Source organism: Luteitalea sp. (genome assembly GCF_022842525.1).
GTDB lineage: Bacteria > Acidobacteriota > Vicinamibacteria > Vicinamibacterales > Vicinamibacteraceae > Luteitalea.
On the sequence record NZ_JALHPM010000003.1, the window covers coordinates 1 to 16,316 of the forward strand.

Genomic DNA, 16,316 nt, shown 5'->3' on the forward strand with positions numbered 1-16,316 from the left:
GGCGTGGCGACGAATCGTCGCCCACACGCGGGTGGAAAATCGGGTCACGGCGCGGTCACGACCATGGCACAGGGACGGCCATGGAACCAGCGGGCACTGATCACAGTCTGATGAGGGCTGATGCGGCGCGGGACACTGTCGTCCCGACGTCGTCTGGAGTCCTTGTGCGTGCGAGCCTGAGACGTGGCACGCCTCATGCTCGTCAATCCTGACATGTTGCGACCTCTCAACTTCGCCGACGTTGCCGTTCGCGCCGAGGGAGACCACTGGGTGGTGGTCGACCACGCGGACCGTCCCGTATTGGACCAGCGGTTCTCGGACCGTTTTTCCGCCATTTCGCTGGGCCTGCTCGTGGCACACCAGCAGGGTGGCGCCGTGTGGATCGACGAGTTCGAGGCCGCGTACACGCGCCCGGCCCACATGCAGGTCTTTCACTAGAGGCGTCGACCAACCGACGTCGGTCACCCGTCGGTTGTCGCCCTGCCGACGTCCGGGTCGCGCGCCTGACGCGCCTGCCCTCCCGGACGCCCCACGCCGTTCCTCGTCAGCGTCGCAGCTGATCGTACAAGTAGTCAGCGAGCGCCCGATGCGCGTCGGTCGTGGGATGCACCACGTCCCAGAACAAGAACGCCCCACCGACGTCGAACCGACCGCCGGGCACGTCCTGACACGCCGCCGGATTCACGAACAGACACGCCGACATCGGCGTCGTCGCGTCGATGGGCGGCAGCAGGGCGTCGAGCGCCGGCACCTGCGACTCCATCCGCGTCCGCAAGTCGTCGAACGTCACGTTGGCGTCGACCAGCCGCAGACGCACCCGTGGCAGCCGCGCCGACAGCTCCTCGACAGCCTGCGACAGCAGTGCGTTGTGCGCCATCGTCACCGCCGTGCCCTGGGCGATCTGCTCGCCCGTGAGATAGGGCAGCCGACCGAGATCAGGCAGCGTCAGGATGATCACGTCGCGCGCGCCGATCGCAGCAAGACGCGTCACCGCGTCGGCAATATTGGCGACCACGGCCGTGGGCGACATCGGGACGTTGAAGGCGTCGGCCCGGTAGTCGTTGGCGCCGGTCATCACCAGGTACAGCGCCTTGCGCGACGGCGAACGCCCGGCAAGGGCGAGGCGAAAGAGTTCCACCTGCCCCTTCAGGCCCGGTGCGTACAGCCCGCCGGGGGTGCGATCCAGTTCAGGGGTGCCGGTGCCACCGAACGCGAAGGCCACCGCGCCGGACGCGCCCAGCCACGGCGCCGCCATGAAGGGACGCAGGGCGCCGGCCGTCCCGGGCGCGCGACCGCTCAGGCGCTGCCACAGGTACTCGGCGACGACCGGGCCGTTGCTGAAGCGTCCCTGGAAGTACGTCAGGTTGGGCGACGTCGAGGGCGGCGGCGCGGGGTCGATGCGGAGCGCGCGGGCCGTGATCCAGACGTTGCCGACGTCCACGAGGCTGTCCCCGAAGACGTAGAACGCATCGTAGGTCGGCACCGCGCGCTGCGCGGCGGCCGGCACGGAGGCGAGAGAGACGACGCACAGGGTCGCGGCGACGAGGCGCGCGAGTCTGACGAAGAACATGTCGAACCTGCTTCTGTTGGGGGTGGTGTGGAACTGGAGGGGCGTGCGGGAGCGAACGCCCGCGATCCTACGGGATCAGCGGCCGGTGGCGCACGTGATTTGTGCAGATGGGCTTACGCGATGCTCGGCCGTACGGCCGCGCTATCTGGTCCGTGCGTAGTCCTGGTACAGCGCGGCGAGCCGATCGACCGACAGACCGGGATGGATCACGACGCGGTAGCGGAAACGCACCTGTTCGCCCGGCTGGAGCGTCAACCCGCCGTTCTGCGTCTTGTCGTTCAGGTAGTCGTGCAGGCCGAACGGATTGATCGAATGCAGGCCATAACCGCGCGAATGCCAGTAGGTGGGGTGCCGCGGGTTGGTGGGGTGGTCCATCATCACGATGCCGACGGGCTCGTCGCCGATGCGGCCCGCGTAGTCCACCCACTCGGCCTGCTTGCCCCACACCTGCTTCTCGCCGACGCCGCCGCGCGCATTGACGAGGCGGCCGGTCCGTCGCGGCGCACCGGGCTTCGCCGTGGCGGGGACTTCCTCGAGCTCCGTGGCCATGCGCAGGGCGAAGGTGCCTTCCTTCGTGTCGCGGAACTCGACCGTCTCGACCGCGCGCAGGTCGAGATCCACGTCGATGATCCGCAGGGCGCGATCGCCGCGGAACATCATCCGGCGGGTCTCGGTGAGCAGCGTCGTCCCGTCCGGCTTGCGCCAGTCGAGCACCACGTCGATGGTGCCGCTGGTGGCGCCGCTCTTCACCGTCATGGGGCCCTTTGGCACGATGCGCCCGAGGGTGAGCGTCGTCGGCGCCGGACCGGCAGCGGTGGGCAGTTGGCGCTGCTCCGCTCCGGCGGCGGCCGGGGCCTGGGCGGCCGCGGGCTTCACGTTCTGGATCGCCCAGAAGTTGAAGCCGTTGACGTCGCCGTGCCCGTAGAACAGGCCGGCATGGTGCGGGTGATCGACCGTCTCGCCAGGCACCTGTCCGGCCGGCACGGAGCGGTTGACCACCGTCCCCGACGCGGCGCGCAGCGGATGCAGGTAGACGCGGTTCAGATCCTCGCCGCCGGCATGGAACTCGGTGAACGGCTTGCCGTCGATCTCGACGGTCACCCCGGTGGCGGTCTGCGTCAGGGTCACCTGCGCGGCCACCGGCAGCGCGGACGCCAACACGAACACACCGAACGCCACCACGGACACGACTCTGGGCATCTGCACCATGACGCGCGCACTGTACCACTGGGTCGGGAGTCGGGAGTCGGGAGTCGGGAGTCGGGGTCGACCGTAGCCGCGGGACTTGTCCCGCGCATCGCACACGGCTCCCTGATGGGAGGGACGCCTCGCCGAGGCGTCCGCGGGAGGACTGATGTCCCGCGGTTCGGCGGTAGTCTGTGTCGGCCATGCCGATGCTGCCCGCCCAACTGGACGCCGTCCGCGACCTCCTGACCTCGTCGCGTGTCCTCGCGCTGGCGCTCGTCGTGGACGAGTCGCCGGTCATCGGACTGCTGCCGTTTGCCGTCACGCCCGACAGCCGCGGCCTGATCGTCCACGCCTCGCGGCTGGCACGACACACGAAGGGTTTGCAGCCGGGCGCCGCCTTCGACGCGCTGCTGCACGAACCGATGGTCGAGGGCGTCGACGCGCTGCGCGTCAGGCGGCTCACGCTGCGCGGCGAAGTGCTGCCGCTCGAGCCGGACACGCCGGTCCACACCGCGGCGCGGGCACTCTATCTGATGAAGTTCCCGGAGGCCGAGCCGGTGACGACGCTCGGCGACTTCGCGTTCTTCCTGCTGCGCGTGCAGGGCGGCCGACTGATCACCGACTTCGGCGCGGCGGCCAACGTCACCGAGGAGACGCTGGCGGCGTTGAGCGCCCACTGAGTGCGGGTGCGCAGGCGGCCAGATCGCGCACCATCCCAGGCAACCGCGTGGCGTCGATGGGTTTGGCGACATACATCGAGTAGCCGCTCGCGATTGCGGCCCGGCGATCGTCGGAACGCGCGAAGGCCGTCACGGCGATCGAGGGGATGCGATTGCCGGACGCGCGGATGCGTCGCATCAGCTCGTGGCCATCGACGCTGGGCATGGCGATGTCGGCAATGATGACCCCCAGAGGCAGCGCCCGCACGACCTCCAGCGCGGCCTCGGCCGAATCGCTTTGATGCACGGTGGCGCCTCGCTGTTCGAGCACCGCTGCCAGCATCTCGCGGGAGTCCTGCTCGTCGTCCACGACGAGGATCGCGACGTCGTCCAGCCTGACCGTCTCGACGGGCGGGGGCACGTCGCGAAGGTCACGCCGAATGGCTGCGCTGCCCACCGGCAGACGAATCCAGATGGTCGCCCCCCGGCCGGGCCCGTCGCTGGTGGCACCGATCTCGCCCCCGTGCTGTTCGACGATGTGGCGAGCGATCGCGAGACCCAGGCCCAGTCCGCCGTGGGCGCGGGTCGAGCGACTGTCGGCCTGACGGAAACGATCGAAGACGAAGGGCAGGAACTCCTTCGGGATCCCGACACCCGAGTCCTCGACGCGAATGTGGACGTCAGTGGGGGTCGCAGCGCCGCGCAGCACGACCCGGCCACCTTCCGGGGTGAACTTGATGGCGTTGGACAGGACGTTGTTGAGCACCTGGTGCAGCCGCTTGGGATCACCGTCGATGGGCGGCAGATCGGCGGCGAGTTCCTGACGGAGTTCGACGCCCCTGGCCTCGGCCGACGGGCCGACGCCGGAGACCGCCGTGTCGCACAACTGTGCGAGCGACAGGGGCACGCGTTCGACGTCGAGCTTCCCGCTGATGATCCGCGACACGTCGAGGATGTCTTCGATGAGCTGCGCCTGCAGCCTGGCGTTGCGGCCAATCACCTGGACGGCCTGCGTCTCGCGGGCGGGGGGCAGCTCGCCGGCCTGAAGCATCTGGACCCACCCGATGATGGCGTTGAGCGGTGTCCTCAGCTCGTGCGACAGCGTCGCAAGGAACTCGTCCTTCTGACGGCTCGCTTCCTCGGCTGCGGCGAGCCTGGCCAGTTCGGCCTCCTTGCGGCGGGTCACCATCATGCAGACGCCGCTCATGCGGGCGGGGCGTTCCCCCTCGTACTCGACGCGCCCCTTCCCCTCGCACCATCGGACCGTGCCATCGGGAGCGACGAGGCGATACTCGACATCATGCGGCACGCCGTCGCGCAGGGCGCGCTGCACCGACGCCAGGACGCGCGCACGGTCGTCTGGATGGATCTCGCGCTCGTAGCTGGCAAACGTGCCGTCGAACGTGCCGTCGGGGAGTCCGTGGATGCGGGCGAGGTTCTCGGACCACTGCACCGCGTTGGTCGCGAGGTCCCAGTCCCACGTGCCCATCGAGGCGGCATCAAGGGCGAATCTCAGCCGTTCCTCGCTGCGGCGCGCCTGATCCTCCGTTCGAGTCCGCTCCACGGCGAAGGCCACCTGAGCGGCCACCACGCCTGCCAGTTGGAGCGCATCCGCGCTCGCCGGCGTCGGCGTGGCGAAGTACAGCATGAACTTGCCGATCACCCGATCGGCGCTGGTCAGCGGCACGAACACCATGGCCGCGATGCGTTCGGCGGCCAGGGCCGGGCGAAAGGGTGCCAGGGACGGATCCGTCTCGACGTCCTCGACCCAGATCGGCTGTGGGTCGACGCTGTCGGGGCGCCAGGGTGAATGGCCCTCGACGGCCAGGCGGTAGCGATGGGACAGGCCGCGACTGGCCGTGAATCGCATCACCCCGTCGGGATCGAACAGAAGCACCGAGGATCGATCGACGCCGAGGCCGGCTTCGAGCGCATCCAGGGCTGCCGCGTAGATGTCCTCGACCGTGCGGCTCCTGCTGATGGCCCTGGTCAGGTCCAGACACGTGGCTATCGGTGACACAGACGGCAGCTTCGTCATACCCGGGGGACCATTCGTTCGTGAGGTCGGGCTGGCGCTTGCTCTCGCCAGCGTGGGGTCGTCCGCTGTTGGCTCCCTGATGCTACAACGCGTCGACACGATCGCCACACTGCTGATCGGCACCGACCGCGGGCGCGTACGTCCATCACATCTTCATGTACTGACGGGCTCGAGGGGCGGGGCCCTAGAGTACTGCCATGCAATCCGCCCGTCGTCTCCTCGGAACGTTCCTCGCCGTCATCGTGTCGCTTCTGGCGACGGCCCAGTTCGCGTCGGCGACGCATGTCGCGTATGGCACGCTCACCTGGGAGCGCGTGTCGTCGTCGTCGTTTACCGACGTACGGATCCGGCTGACGTACGAGGTGGGCTACCGCATCGGTTTCCCGTCGCTTCACGGTGATCTGAGTCACCTTCACGTCGGTGCATTGATGCCTGCCGAGGTGTGCCCCCCCTGGAGCTCCGGAGACTGGCGTACCCGGATCCGAGCTCCGTCAGACGGATCGACGGGCCGCTGACAGTCAAGGCGATCTCGCTCGCCGACGGAGTCATTGTCGGCGTGGGCACCATCGACGTGGACGTGCCGTTTCAGGATCTGCCGGCGGAGGTGACCATCGCATCGTCCGATCGGCTCAGCACGCTCCGCGAGGGCAACGACGATCGACCGTTCAGGCTCGCCACCACGATCGATCTGACGGCAGCACTCCGGTCACCCGTGCTCGCTCCCCTGCCGCGCATTGCCGTCCGGCAGAATGCCCCGAATGTCTTCGCAGTGCCCCTCGTGGCTCCTGTCGACATGGAGACGACCGTCGAGTTCAGTGCCGCCAGCGCCTCGCTGCTGACGACGCCCGTGCCGGTTGGCACGTGTAGTCTGTCGGCCACCTGCACGTACCCGGAGCCGCCACCCTTCCAGCGCATGACGTTGACCCCGGAGGGGCTCGCCTCGTGGACCCCCATCCTGTCGGGTCTGTATGCCGTGCAGTTCACGGCCACCTCCACGTCGCGCTCGCTGACGCGCCGCCAGGTTTCCGCGGTCCTCGACACGGTGGTCGAGGTGGTGACCGACTGCTCGCCCTTCCAGGCCGGCTGCGTCCAGCGTCCCTGGTTCACCACCGAGGCCGCGCCCGCGCGCGTGAAGGTCGGAGAGGAACTGGTGGTGCCGTTTGCCGCCACCGGTCTCGGCACGACGACCATCGCGGCGATCGACGTACCGACCGGCGCCCAGCTCGTCGAGACGAGTTCGGGCCTGCGGGACGTGACGGCGGAACTGCGGTGGACCCCGACGCTCGACGACCTCGGTGTCCACTTCGCCTGCGTCCAGGCGCTCAACGCGCTCAATCAGCCGAGCTTCGGCGTCCACTGCCCGCTCATCGAGGTGTGGCGCGACCCGGTGATCACCTATACCAGTCAGTTGCCGCTGGCGCAGGCCGTCGAGCCGCAGGCCGTCCCGATCGGGACGGCGGCCGTGCCCCCGCCGGCTCCGGCTTCCAGGGACGCCGGCTGGTACTTCGTGGGCTGGACGCTCGACCCGACGGCCTCGATCACGGCACCGCTCTTTCCGTTCGGTGCGTCGACGATCACCGAAGATCTGACGCTGCACGCCGTCTGGACCGATCAGCTGCGGACGGTGACCTACGTCAGCGAGTACGGTCAGCCCATCCCCGCCCGCCTCGTCCCGCTCGGCGCGCTCGCCGGGGAGGCCCCGGAGCCGTGCTGCCCCGAGGACAGGTTCGAGGGGTGGTTTCTCGATGAAGCTCGGACCCGTCCGTTCCGCTTCGACACCGACCGCATCTACGACGACACGACCCTCTTTGCGAAGTGGACGACCTGGGTGACGGTCTACCTGAGTGGCGCCACCGGGGGGTGCCGCAACACGAGCGGCTTCGCGCCGTTGACGTTCACCTGCACCCCTGGTCCCATCGAGGGCTGGACCTTCGACGGATGGTATGTGAACGGTGACCTGACGCGGCCGTACAGAGGCGAACCGGTGGTCTCGAGCGTCCTGTTCCTCTTCGCCAGGTGGTCGCCCGTCCGCGTGCCGTATGTCTTCACCGGCTTTCTTGCGCCCGTGGAGAACCTTCCGGTGTTGAACGTCGGGCAGGCGGGGCGGACCATCCCCATCAAGTGGCGTCTGGCACGACCGGAGGGCACGCCCGTCACGGCCCTCAGCTCGTTCGTGAGTCTCACGGAGAGCGCCGTCGCGTGTGATGCGTCGCCCGACAGCGTGCTCGAGGAGCAGCTGGCCGAGAGCACCGCCGGCGGCCTTCGCTACGACGCCGAAGACGACGTGTTCATCTTCAACTGGAAGACGCAGAAGGGAGTGACCGGCTGCCGAGTCGTCACCGTGACGCTCGACGACGGCGAGCGCTACGTCGCCCGGTTCAAGCTCCGGTAGCCTGCGCCGCTGGGCCGGGCCTAGACCCGGCCCAGCTTGCGCACGGCGTCGGCACGGGTGTTGACGTGCAGCTTCTCGTAGATGCCCTTGATGTACTTGCGGACGGTGTTGATGGAGATCGAGAGGTGATGGGCGATCTCCTTGTATTGCTGCCCTTCGGCGAGCGCGTCGAGCACCTCGCGCTCGCGGTCGGTCAGGTGCTGCACCTCCGGGGCGCTCTGGTTGTGCCGGAAGTACTGGACCACCTTGTGGGCGATGACGCCCGACATCGGCGCGCCGCCGGCGCAGACGTCGTGGATGGCCGCGAGAATCTGCGGCGTGGGCGTGCGCTTCAGGACATACCCGGTGGCGCCTGCCTTGAGCGACTCGAAGATCAGGTCGCTGTCGTCGAACGACGTCAGCATCACCACATGCGTGGCCGGTGACCCCGCCTTGAGCCGCCGCGTGCCTTCGATGCCGCTGAGTCCGCCGAGATTGATGTCCATCAGCACGACGTGGGGCGCCACACCAGGCAGCGCCGCCAGCGCCGCCTCCGTGCTGCCATAGCTGCCCACACACGTCAGCCCCTCTGACGCGTTGATCAGCTCGACGATCGCCGCGCGGAGCTGAGCGTCGTCTTCGACGATCGCGACGGTCACTGACATCGCTGGTCAGTATGCCCGCAACGGCACCCGGAGGGTGACCTCCGTCCCCCCGTGCTGCCCGGCGCGCCAGGTCACCGTGCCGCCGACGGCGGCCAGGCGCTCGCGCGTGCTCGCGCAGCCGGTGCCGGTCGGGTCGCCCCCATCGGTCGGCATGCCACGTCCGTTGTCCATGACGCGGATGGTCAGGGCGGCTGCGTCGGCGCCGATGTGCAGGGCGATCTCGGAGGCGGCGGCGTGCTTCACGGCGTTGTGCACGACTTCCTTGACGGCCAGATAGAGGTGGCGCCTGGCATCGGCGGCCAGCTCGTGCCGCGACAGATCCCCCGCCCGCGAGGTGCGATACCGCAGTCCCGCGGTGGACACGTGGTCCTCGACGAACCGGCCGGTATAGGCGGCGAAGCTCTCGACGGTGTCGTTGCGGGCGTTGACCGCCCAGACCAGTTCGTCGAGCACTTCGACGGCGTTCCGCGCCGCGCTGGCCAGGCCGGAGGCTGCCGGCTGGCTGTCCCGGTCGGCCAGCAACGCGATGTGTGACAGCCGCGACCCGAGGTCGTCATGCAGGTCGCGCGCAATGCGGGTGCGCTCGCGGTCGAGGGCTCGCGCCCGCTCCAGATCGTCGAGCCGGCGCCGCGCCCGACGCTGCGATGCGGCCGAGACGACCGCTCCGGTCACGAGCAGCAACACGCCAAGCGCCCCGAGCCGCACACCCGCGCGCTCCCACAGCAGCGGCAGCACCTCCACGCCGACGGTCGCCATCGTCGTGCTCCACACACCGTCGTTGTTGGACGCCTCGACCTCGAAGACGTAATCGCCTGGAGTCAGCCTCGTGAAATAGGCGGTCCGACGCCCGCCCACCGCATGCCACTGCGTGTCGAACCCCCTGAGGCGATAGCGGAACTGGACCTTCGCGGGGGCCAGCATGCTCGAGGCGGTGTAGGCGATCTCCACCGTGTCCGATCCCGGCGGGATACGCAACACGCCATCGCGCATCACCACGACCCGGTCATCGACGACACCCGACTCGATGACCACGGTCGGCGCCGTGCGGTTGATGGCGAACGTCGACGGATCGATGACGACGATGCCCTCGAGCGTCGAGAACCACAGTCGGCCACGGCGATCACGCCAGCCGGACGGGTGAAAGCCGCCGCCCGACCCTTCGACGTGACGCATGCCGTCGGTCCGGTCGAGCACGATCGGAGCGAGCCCCTGCTCGCGACCGGCGGCCACCGCCTCGATGCGTTGCCGCTCGAGCCGCGCGATGCCGCGCGCCGTGCCCACCCAGAGATTGGCATCGAGGTCCTCGACCATGACGGCGACCAGGCGGTCGCCAAGCCCCTGCGCGAGTCCGAACGGCTCGAAGCGTCCCTGCCGCAGGCGGAAAAGACCGTCGGCGGCACTGCCAATCCAGAGATCGCCGCGGCTGTCGATCAGCAGGCCGGCGATGTCACGGGTCGGCGGATGCCGTTCCGCCGGCAGGGTGCGGAACCGGCCGCCCTCGAAGACCGACAGGCCGTTGCCGTTGGACCCGATCCACACACGGCCGTCCCGATCCTGGGCGAAGCTCGCGATCAGGTAGGTCGCGACCCCGTCTTCCGGGCCGTAGGCACGCGACAGCCGTCCACCTTCGAAGCGGTGGAGGCCCCCCGTCTCGGTGCCGATCCAGATGACGCCGTCCCGATCCTCGAAGAGACCGCGCACCGTCGTGTCCGACAGACCCTCGGCCGGGCCGTACCGCTCCATGCGCCCGGTACTCCAGTGGAACAGGCCGCTTCCTCTGGTGCCAATCCAGAGAGAGCCGTCGCGGGCCGGCAGGAGCACCCAGGCGCACGCGTCGCCGAGGTGCTCGACGAAGCGGGGCACGAAGCGGTCACCCTGCAGGGACGAGACCGGGCCGCAGTTGGAACCGACGTGGATGGTGCCGCTCGCGTCCGCGACGATCGACCCGACCACCGGCGCGGGCAGGCCCTCGGCGGTGCCATACGTCGCCACGCGCGCGCGCTTGAGCCTGGTGAGGCCGCCATCGGTGGTGCCCACCCAGAGACTGCCTTCGCGGTCCTCGTGAAACGCGACGAGTTGTCCGGCCGGGACGTCGACCGACGCCTGCCAGCGTCGGGTCGCGTCTGCCGCGATCGACACCAGGTCGCCGTTGGCGAAGCCCACCCACACCGTGCCGTCGCGAGACTCGAACAGCGCCGAGACCGCGCCTGTCAGCACGCAGGGACGGCCCTGGCACCGCGCCGTCGACGCCACGGTGGCGTCGTCCACGAAGAGGCCGCGGGCCGTGCCGACCCACACGCGTCCGTTCCGATCGGGCAGGATGGCGGTCGGGCGCCCGGCCACGGTCCGTGCGCGGCAGTGGACGGTCAGGTCGATCGCGTGGCACGTCGCCGACGGCGACTGGATCCAGATGCGTCCGTCGACGCCCGTCGCCAGGACGCCGCTGACGTCCTCGGGCATGCCGTGTGAGCGATCGAGCGTCGTGACGCGCCCGTTGTCGACAACGCTGATGGACCGTTCGGTCCCCACCCAGACACGTCCGGCCGCATCGCGGGCGAGGGACGACACGTCGTGTCCCTGCACATCCTTCGGGGCGATGACGGTGTCGACCCGGCCGTTGCGCCAGCGCACCAGCCCCCCGGCGCCCATCCCGATCCACACGCTGCCGTCGCGATCGGCCAGCAACGCGCGGATGTGGCTGCTCGGCAGGGTCCCCGGGACGGGCGTGAACCTGACGCCATCGAAGCGGACGAGTCCGGCCCACGTGGCCACCCACAGGTAGCCGTCGTCGGTCTGCAGCAGGTCGCTGACGCCGTTGATGGGCAGGCCGTGCTCGACGTCCCAGCGGTCGACGACCCAGCCGTTGTCGCGGGGCGCGGCGGGTGCCGCCACGGCCAGCGCGGGGACGACGGCCGCGAGGGCCCACAGGATGTGCCCCAGCCCCACGATGCGACGGCGAGGACAACGTGAGCCGGGTCCGACGGTCATGGGCAGGGCGAGCCTACTACAGCGCCCCCGTGTCCGGCGGCGGCATCAGGCGGTGCGAACCGCAGCGCTGCGCGTGCCGTATCGACACACGTGCCCGCGTTCCCGTTCCCGGCATTCCTGCGACACACGCGCGGCTGGCGACGGCTCGCCATGCTGACGGGCCTCGGGATCGTCGGCGCGATCGGGGCCTTCGCGCTCGGCGTCCTGTGGCCTGAGCCGTCGCTCGTCCCGCCGCCGCAGCAGCAACGACTCATCGTGCGCGGCGTCACCATCGTCGACGTCGAGGATGGCGCGCTCGTGCCGGGTCGTACGGTCGTCATCGAGCACGGGCGCATCGTCGCCGTCCATGCGACGGTCCCCGGTGATGACGTGGGCGGATCGCAGGTCATCGACGGGCATGGCTACTTTGCGATGCCCGCGCTGTGGGACATGCACACGCATGTCTACGCCTTCGCCGACCTGCTGGACCTGCCGCTGCACGTCGCCTTCGGCGTGACCCACGTCCGCGACATGATGGGGTGCCCCGCCGAGCACGACCCCTTCATCGCCTGCGCGGATCAGAAGCGCGCGTGGACGCGGGAGGCGCTGGCCGGCGTCCGCGTGGCGCCGCGCATCGTGTCGTCTGCGAGCTTCATGGCGCACGGACCAGCCACGCGCCGGCGGGTCAGGGAGGCCGCGTGGTACCTCGACGCCAGCACGCCAGAGGCCGCACGTGCGTTCGTTCGCGCGTTCGCCCCGACGGTGGACGAGATCAAGGTGTATGACGGTCTGCCTGCCGATGCCTATCGCGCGCTCGTGGACGAGGCCAGGCGCGTCGGCCGTCCTGTCGTGGGCCATCGACCGCACGCCGTGGACGGCTTCGAAGCGGTGCGCCACCAGAAGTCCATCGAGCACGCCCGCCTGCTGCTGCACGAGACGTTCGACGGCGCCGATGCGCTGCGTGCCTCCGCTGGCACGCCCGCATGGCATGAGGACCGGCGGCGGATGGTCGACCGGCACGACCCTGCGAAGGCTCGGGCCCTGCTCGAGGCGATGCGCGAGGCGGGCACGTGGTACGTACCCACGCACCTCACCCGGTGGGTCGACGGCTACGCGGAGCACGACGACGTGCGGCGGCATCCGACGCTGCGCTACATGCACCCGCTGCTGCGCCTGCAGTGGTTCGAGGACCTCGATGCGCTGGTCGCCGCCGATCCGACACCCGCAGGGCGACGCGCCCATCGCGACTTCCACACCAAGGGGCTGGAGTTGACGGGCCAGGCGCATCGACTCGGGGTGAAGGTGCTGGCGGGCACCGACACGCTGGTGGGCGGTGCGGCGCTGCACCTGGAACTCGAGCAACTCGTCGCGGCAGGCCTGTCGACGGCCGAGGTCCTGCGTGCCGCCACGCTGCACGGGGCGGCGTACTACGGGCGGGACCACGAGGCCGGACGCATCGCGGTGGGCCACGAGGGTGACCTCGTCCTGCTGCGGGCCGACCCGCTGCAGGACATCCGCCACACCACCGCGATTGCCGCCGTGGTCTTCGACGGGCGCGTGTTCGACGACCTGGCACTCGAGGCGATCCGCGCACATGTCGCGGCTCAGGCCCGCAGCCTCACCGTGGCCTGCAAGGTGCTGTGGCGGTTCGTGCGGCATCCACAGGCGTACTGAACGGCACTGGCGGCGCGTGGCTCCCGACCGTTCCCGGCGCGGCGACGTCTGAAGGCGCCATGGGGGGCCGGCCATGCGCGTGCTCGTCGCCGCGGCAGTACTGCTGAGCCAACCCGACTTCCCCGCCAACGAACGCGTGCACGGCATCGTGCTGCGACATGACGGTCGCGTGGCGGAGGGTGCACGCGTCGACCTGCAGTGCGGCAACTGGCGCGTCGAGCAGACCGCTGATGTCGACGGCACCTTCGCCTTCGGTGGAGTGCCGGCGGCTGCGTGCATTCTGGTGGCGCAGGCGCCGGAAGACGCGAGCGCTGGCGTCACGGTGGAGGTGCCTGCGGCACGCGACCAACGCCTGTCCGTCATTCTGCCGGCCGGACTCACGCACGGCGCCGGAACGGCGCGCGGCCGCCTGCAGATCGATCTCTCCCACGACGAGGCGGGCCGACTCCGGACACCCCGCACGCGTACGACCGGCGTCGGCTCGTGGTCGTCCGGGCGCGACCCGCTGTCGCCGACCGCGCGGCCTGATCAGTGGTCCGCCGGTGTCACGGTCGAGCGCCCCGGGCCCTGGGGCACCCTGCTCACGGGCGCGGTGTCGGCACGTCGCCGGAGCGGCCCGGCCACGCTGCTGTCCGACATCACGGGGACGCCGTCTCCACGCACCGGGATGTGGTCCACGCTGTTCGACCCGTCGCGCACGCTGACGTGGGACGCTCGCCTCGGCGTCGAGAAGCACTGGTCCGTCGGCGGCACCGACCTGACGATCTTCGGAGATGCGTACCGCTCGTTTCAGAGCGGCGTGGCAGACGACGGGCTGATGCCCCTGCCGGCGACGGCCACCAAAGGGTTGAGGAGCGGGACGGCCGGCCGGGTCGGCGTGAAGCTGGGATTCTAGGGACCAGGAACGTCACAACAGCTCACCATTACTGGAGGCGGTCGTGTTCGAGCGATACAGCGAAGCCGCGAAGCTCGCACTGTTCGGGGCCAGGCTCGAGGTCAGCGAATCAGGCAGCGCCGCCATCGAGACTGAACACCTGCTCCTCGGCCTGCTGCAGGCACGGGGTGGCATCGCGGCACGCCTCACACAGGCGGCCGGGGTGAACGCCGACAGCGTCAGGACGCGCGTACTGTCGGGAGCGACGACGTCGATACCGACCAGCGTCGAGGTGCGGTTCGCCCCAGCGGTAACCAAGGCGCTCGACGTCGCGGTGGCCGAGGCCGACGCCATGTCGTGCAAGGAAATCACGACGGGCCACCTCCTGCTCGGGTTGGTGCGCGACGAACACTCCACCGCCAGCGTCCTGCTGCGTGAGGCCGGCCTCGGGCTCAATGCGCTGCGGACCGCGGTACAGGCCCAGGCGACGGAGGGGGCGGAAGCCAGCGCGCCAGACATCGGCGAGGTGTTCGAGGACCGCATTCGCACGATGAGGCTCGACCCATGAAGACGGACCGCCCGCACGACAACACGTCGGCCAGGATGGACAGCGCGGAGCCGCTCAGACGCAAGCCCTTTACACCGGCTGAGCCGGCTGCGCTGGATACCCCGCCACCCGAGTGGGGGGTGGAATACCGCTTCGCTGGCGAGTCCGACTCCCGCACCCATCTCCACATCCCTGACCCGCCCAGCCGCGAGGCGGCCAGGGCGTACGCGGAGAGGCTCGACGCGGAAGGCGGCTACGACCTGGTGGCCGTGGTCTGCCTGCCCTACGACACGAAGTAACGGACCTGCATCCTCGAGACCGTCTCGGAGTTCGATCTCGCGGCATCACGCTCACCAGGTCAGCGAGGCGGTTCGTGGGTGCGCAGAGGATCAGGACGGCGATCCGACGAAGTGGCTGCATGAACCCCGTGTCACCGCTTCCTCGCCGAACGATCCCATGGCGTCTGCCGCCATCCACTGATGCGACCCGACTCGTGACACAGGAAGCAGAACCACTCGACGGCATCGTCAGGCGCGATGCCGGCCTGGATGTCGCCGACACAGCGGCCGTACGCACGCGTCCGCACGCGGCAGCGCACGTTCGTCTCGGGTGACGGCGAGGCGGCGTGACTGCTCACCCACGCGACGATGGCGCCCTGGTACAGCGCGAGGTCCATGGCTGGCGTGGGCATGTCGGCCAGCATGCCCTCGTTGAGGTAGTGCCTCATGTCGGTGATCCAAGTGCGCGGGCGGCGTGCCATCGAGCGACTCTCCTGATCAAGTGATGAGGACGAAAATGATGACACCGCTGGGTTGTTGTCGCGTTCCTGTCGTACCGTAGGCACCGCCGATGGTTGTCCTCCGCTGCACGCAGAAGCTCCTCGCACGATTGAAGCGTGCTGCCGTGGTCCCGCAGGGCCTGTCCTCGACGCGACTCGGCGACTGGTATGGCAACGAGTTGCGACTCGGTCGCCAGCAGCTCCTGCTGTTCGTCAGCGGACGGACCCGCCTTGCCGTGTTTGTTCCCGCTCGGGATACGCGACAACTGCCCACGGTGCTGGCCGACGCCGTGGCCGACCGACTGGCCGCGCTTGGTGTGCCGGCGACACTCATCGAACAGGAGCAGCAGCACATGGCCGACGTGGTCTTCGCCCGGACCGACAACCGGAGCGTGGTCGGAACGATGAACGACTACGCGTTCATGGCGAGAGACATCCATGCGCGGGGCGAGGTGCCGGAGACGCTCGAGGAGTTGATGGACTTCTTCGCGGGGACGCCCATCCTGGCACTCGACGGTGCGCGCCCCGTCGATTTCGTGCGCGAAGCGTTTCGGTAAGCACAAACACATCGCCACTGATGTGCTGCCAGGTGACGCTTGGCTCGATCGATCTCCGCGTCGACAAGAGTCACGACAACGCGAGGCATGCGCGCTCCGAACAGCCCCGCCGCAGTACGAAATCGAGACAGGGAGGCGGTGGGGCGCCCGTACGGCTGGAGGAAACTATGGTGCGGTGGGCGGACTTGAACTTGCGAAGAATGCTTCGGCGAGGGCTCGAATCAGGTCGGCACTTTCGCGATAGGTACCGCAAAAGTTACTGCAGGAATCTGGATCTTGAATTGGTCGGCGGTTCGAGTCCGGCGCTCTCGACGGCCACAACCTATTGTGGCATATGGAGTTGCGAGATTCAATCTGTAGGCGTCTGCTGACGGGCGATGTGGTCGAGCCTGGCCGGCCAGAAAGATGCTTACGGATCAATTGCTGAG

General features: G+C 69.3%; 15 protein-coding genes. 9 read left to right on the forward strand and 6 right to left on the reverse strand.

What is annotated here, in order from left to right; genetic code table 11:
* Nucleotides 1-213 precede the first annotated feature (213 nt).
* Nucleotides 214-438 (forward strand): hypothetical protein, encoded by a 225-nt coding sequence (locus Q0C41_RS01090; protein WP_291980590.1) that lies wholly within the window; start codon nt 214-216, stop codon nt 436-438.
* 106 nt (nt 439-544) lie between these two features.
* On the opposite strand, the gene Q0C41_RS01095 is transcribed toward Q0C41_RS01090, so the two are convergent.
* The gene (locus Q0C41_RS01095; RefSeq protein WP_291980591.1) at nt 545-1,570 is read right to left on the reverse strand and encodes an SGNH/GDSL hydrolase family protein; all 1,026 of its coding nucleotides are present in this window, start codon (nt 1,568-1,570) and stop codon (nt 545-547) included.
* Between the two features lie 141 nt (nt 1,571-1,711).
* Nucleotides 1,712-2,770 carry a PmoA family protein gene (locus Q0C41_RS01100; RefSeq protein ID WP_291980592.1) on the reverse strand — a complete coding sequence of 353 codons (1,059 nt, stop codon included), beginning with the start codon at nt 2,768-2,770 and terminating at the stop codon, nt 1,712-1,714.
* Nucleotides 2,771-2,958: 188 nt separating this feature from the next.
* Here Q0C41_RS01100 and Q0C41_RS01105 point away from each other — a divergent pair, with 188 nt between their 5' ends.
* Nucleotides 2,959-3,438: a hypothetical protein gene (locus Q0C41_RS01105; RefSeq protein ID WP_291980593.1), complete on the forward strand. Its 480-nt coding sequence runs from the start codon at nt 2,959-2,961 to the stop codon at nt 3,436-3,438.
* On the opposite strand, the gene Q0C41_RS01110 is transcribed toward Q0C41_RS01105, so the two are convergent.
* Nucleotides 3,401-5,563: an ATP-binding protein gene (locus tag Q0C41_RS01110; protein WP_291980594.1), complete on the reverse strand. Its 2,163-nt coding sequence runs from the start codon at nt 5,561-5,563 to the stop codon at nt 3,401-3,403. The two genes, Q0C41_RS01105 and Q0C41_RS01110, sit on opposite strands and share 38 nt — an antisense overlap.
* Nucleotides 5,564-5,652: 89 nt before the next feature.
* Between Q0C41_RS01110 and Q0C41_RS01115 the strand changes: the two genes are divergently transcribed.
* Nucleotides 5,653-5,970 carry a hypothetical protein gene (locus Q0C41_RS01115; protein WP_291980595.1) on the forward strand — a complete coding sequence of 106 codons (318 nt, stop codon included), beginning with the start codon at nt 5,653-5,655 and terminating at the stop codon, nt 5,968-5,970.
* A 41-nt stretch (nt 5,971-6,011) separates the two neighbouring features.
* Nucleotides 6,012-7,847 (forward strand): PxKF domain-containing protein, encoded by a 1,836-nt coding sequence (locus tag Q0C41_RS01120; RefSeq protein ID WP_291980596.1) that lies wholly within the window; start codon nt 6,012-6,014, stop codon nt 7,845-7,847.
* Between the two features lie 20 nt (nt 7,848-7,867).
* Here Q0C41_RS01120 and Q0C41_RS01125 read toward each other — a convergent pair whose 3' ends face one another.
* Both Q0C41_RS01125 and Q0C41_RS01130 read right to left on the reverse strand, forming a co-directional pair.
* The gene (locus tag Q0C41_RS01125; RefSeq protein ID WP_291980597.1) at nt 7,868-8,491 is read right to left on the reverse strand and encodes a response regulator transcription factor; all 624 of its coding nucleotides are present in this window, start codon (nt 8,489-8,491) and stop codon (nt 7,868-7,870) included.
* Nucleotides 8,492-8,497: 6 nt separating this feature from the next.
* Nucleotides 8,498-11,479: a sensor histidine kinase gene (locus Q0C41_RS01130; protein WP_291980598.1), complete on the reverse strand. Its 2,982-nt coding sequence runs from the start codon at nt 11,477-11,479 to the stop codon at nt 8,498-8,500.
* A gap of 90 nt (nt 11,480-11,569) precedes the next feature.
* On the opposite strand from Q0C41_RS01130, the gene Q0C41_RS01135 reads away from it, so the two are divergent.
* The 4 genes from Q0C41_RS01135 (at nt 11,570) to Q0C41_RS01150 (ending at nt 14,852) form a co-directional block, all read left to right on the forward strand.
* Complete coding sequence (locus Q0C41_RS01135) at nt 11,570-13,132, forward strand: amidohydrolase family protein (protein ID WP_291980599.1); 1,563 nt, start codon at nt 11,570-11,572, stop codon at nt 13,130-13,132.
* Between the two features lie 73 nt (nt 13,133-13,205).
* A complete protein-coding gene (locus Q0C41_RS01140) occupies nt 13,206-14,027 on the forward strand; it encodes a carboxypeptidase-like regulatory domain-containing protein (RefSeq protein ID WP_291980600.1) in 822 nt (273 codons plus the stop codon).
* A gap of 43 nt (nt 14,028-14,070) precedes the next feature.
* Entirely contained in the window at nt 14,071-14,574 is a 504-nt protein-coding gene (locus Q0C41_RS01145) for a Clp protease N-terminal domain-containing protein (RefSeq protein WP_291980601.1), read from the forward strand.
* Complete coding sequence (locus Q0C41_RS01150) at nt 14,571-14,852, forward strand: hypothetical protein (protein ID WP_291980602.1); 282 nt, start codon at nt 14,571-14,573, stop codon at nt 14,850-14,852. Before Q0C41_RS01145 ends, Q0C41_RS01150 begins: the two co-directional genes overlap by 4 nt.
* A 131-nt stretch (nt 14,853-14,983) precedes the next feature.
* Here the strand turns inward: Q0C41_RS01150 and Q0C41_RS01155 are convergent, their stop codons facing one another.
* Nucleotides 14,984-15,280, reverse strand: a complete 297-nt coding sequence (locus Q0C41_RS01155; protein ID WP_291980603.1) for a hypothetical protein — start codon at nt 15,278-15,280, stop codon at nt 14,984-14,986.
* A gap of 122 nt (nt 15,281-15,402) precedes the next feature.
* Between Q0C41_RS01155 and Q0C41_RS01160 the strand changes: the two genes are divergently transcribed.
* Entirely contained in the window at nt 15,403-15,888 is a 486-nt protein-coding gene (locus tag Q0C41_RS01160) for a hypothetical protein (RefSeq protein WP_291980604.1), read from the forward strand.
* Nucleotides 15,889-16,316: the final 428 nt, after the last annotated feature.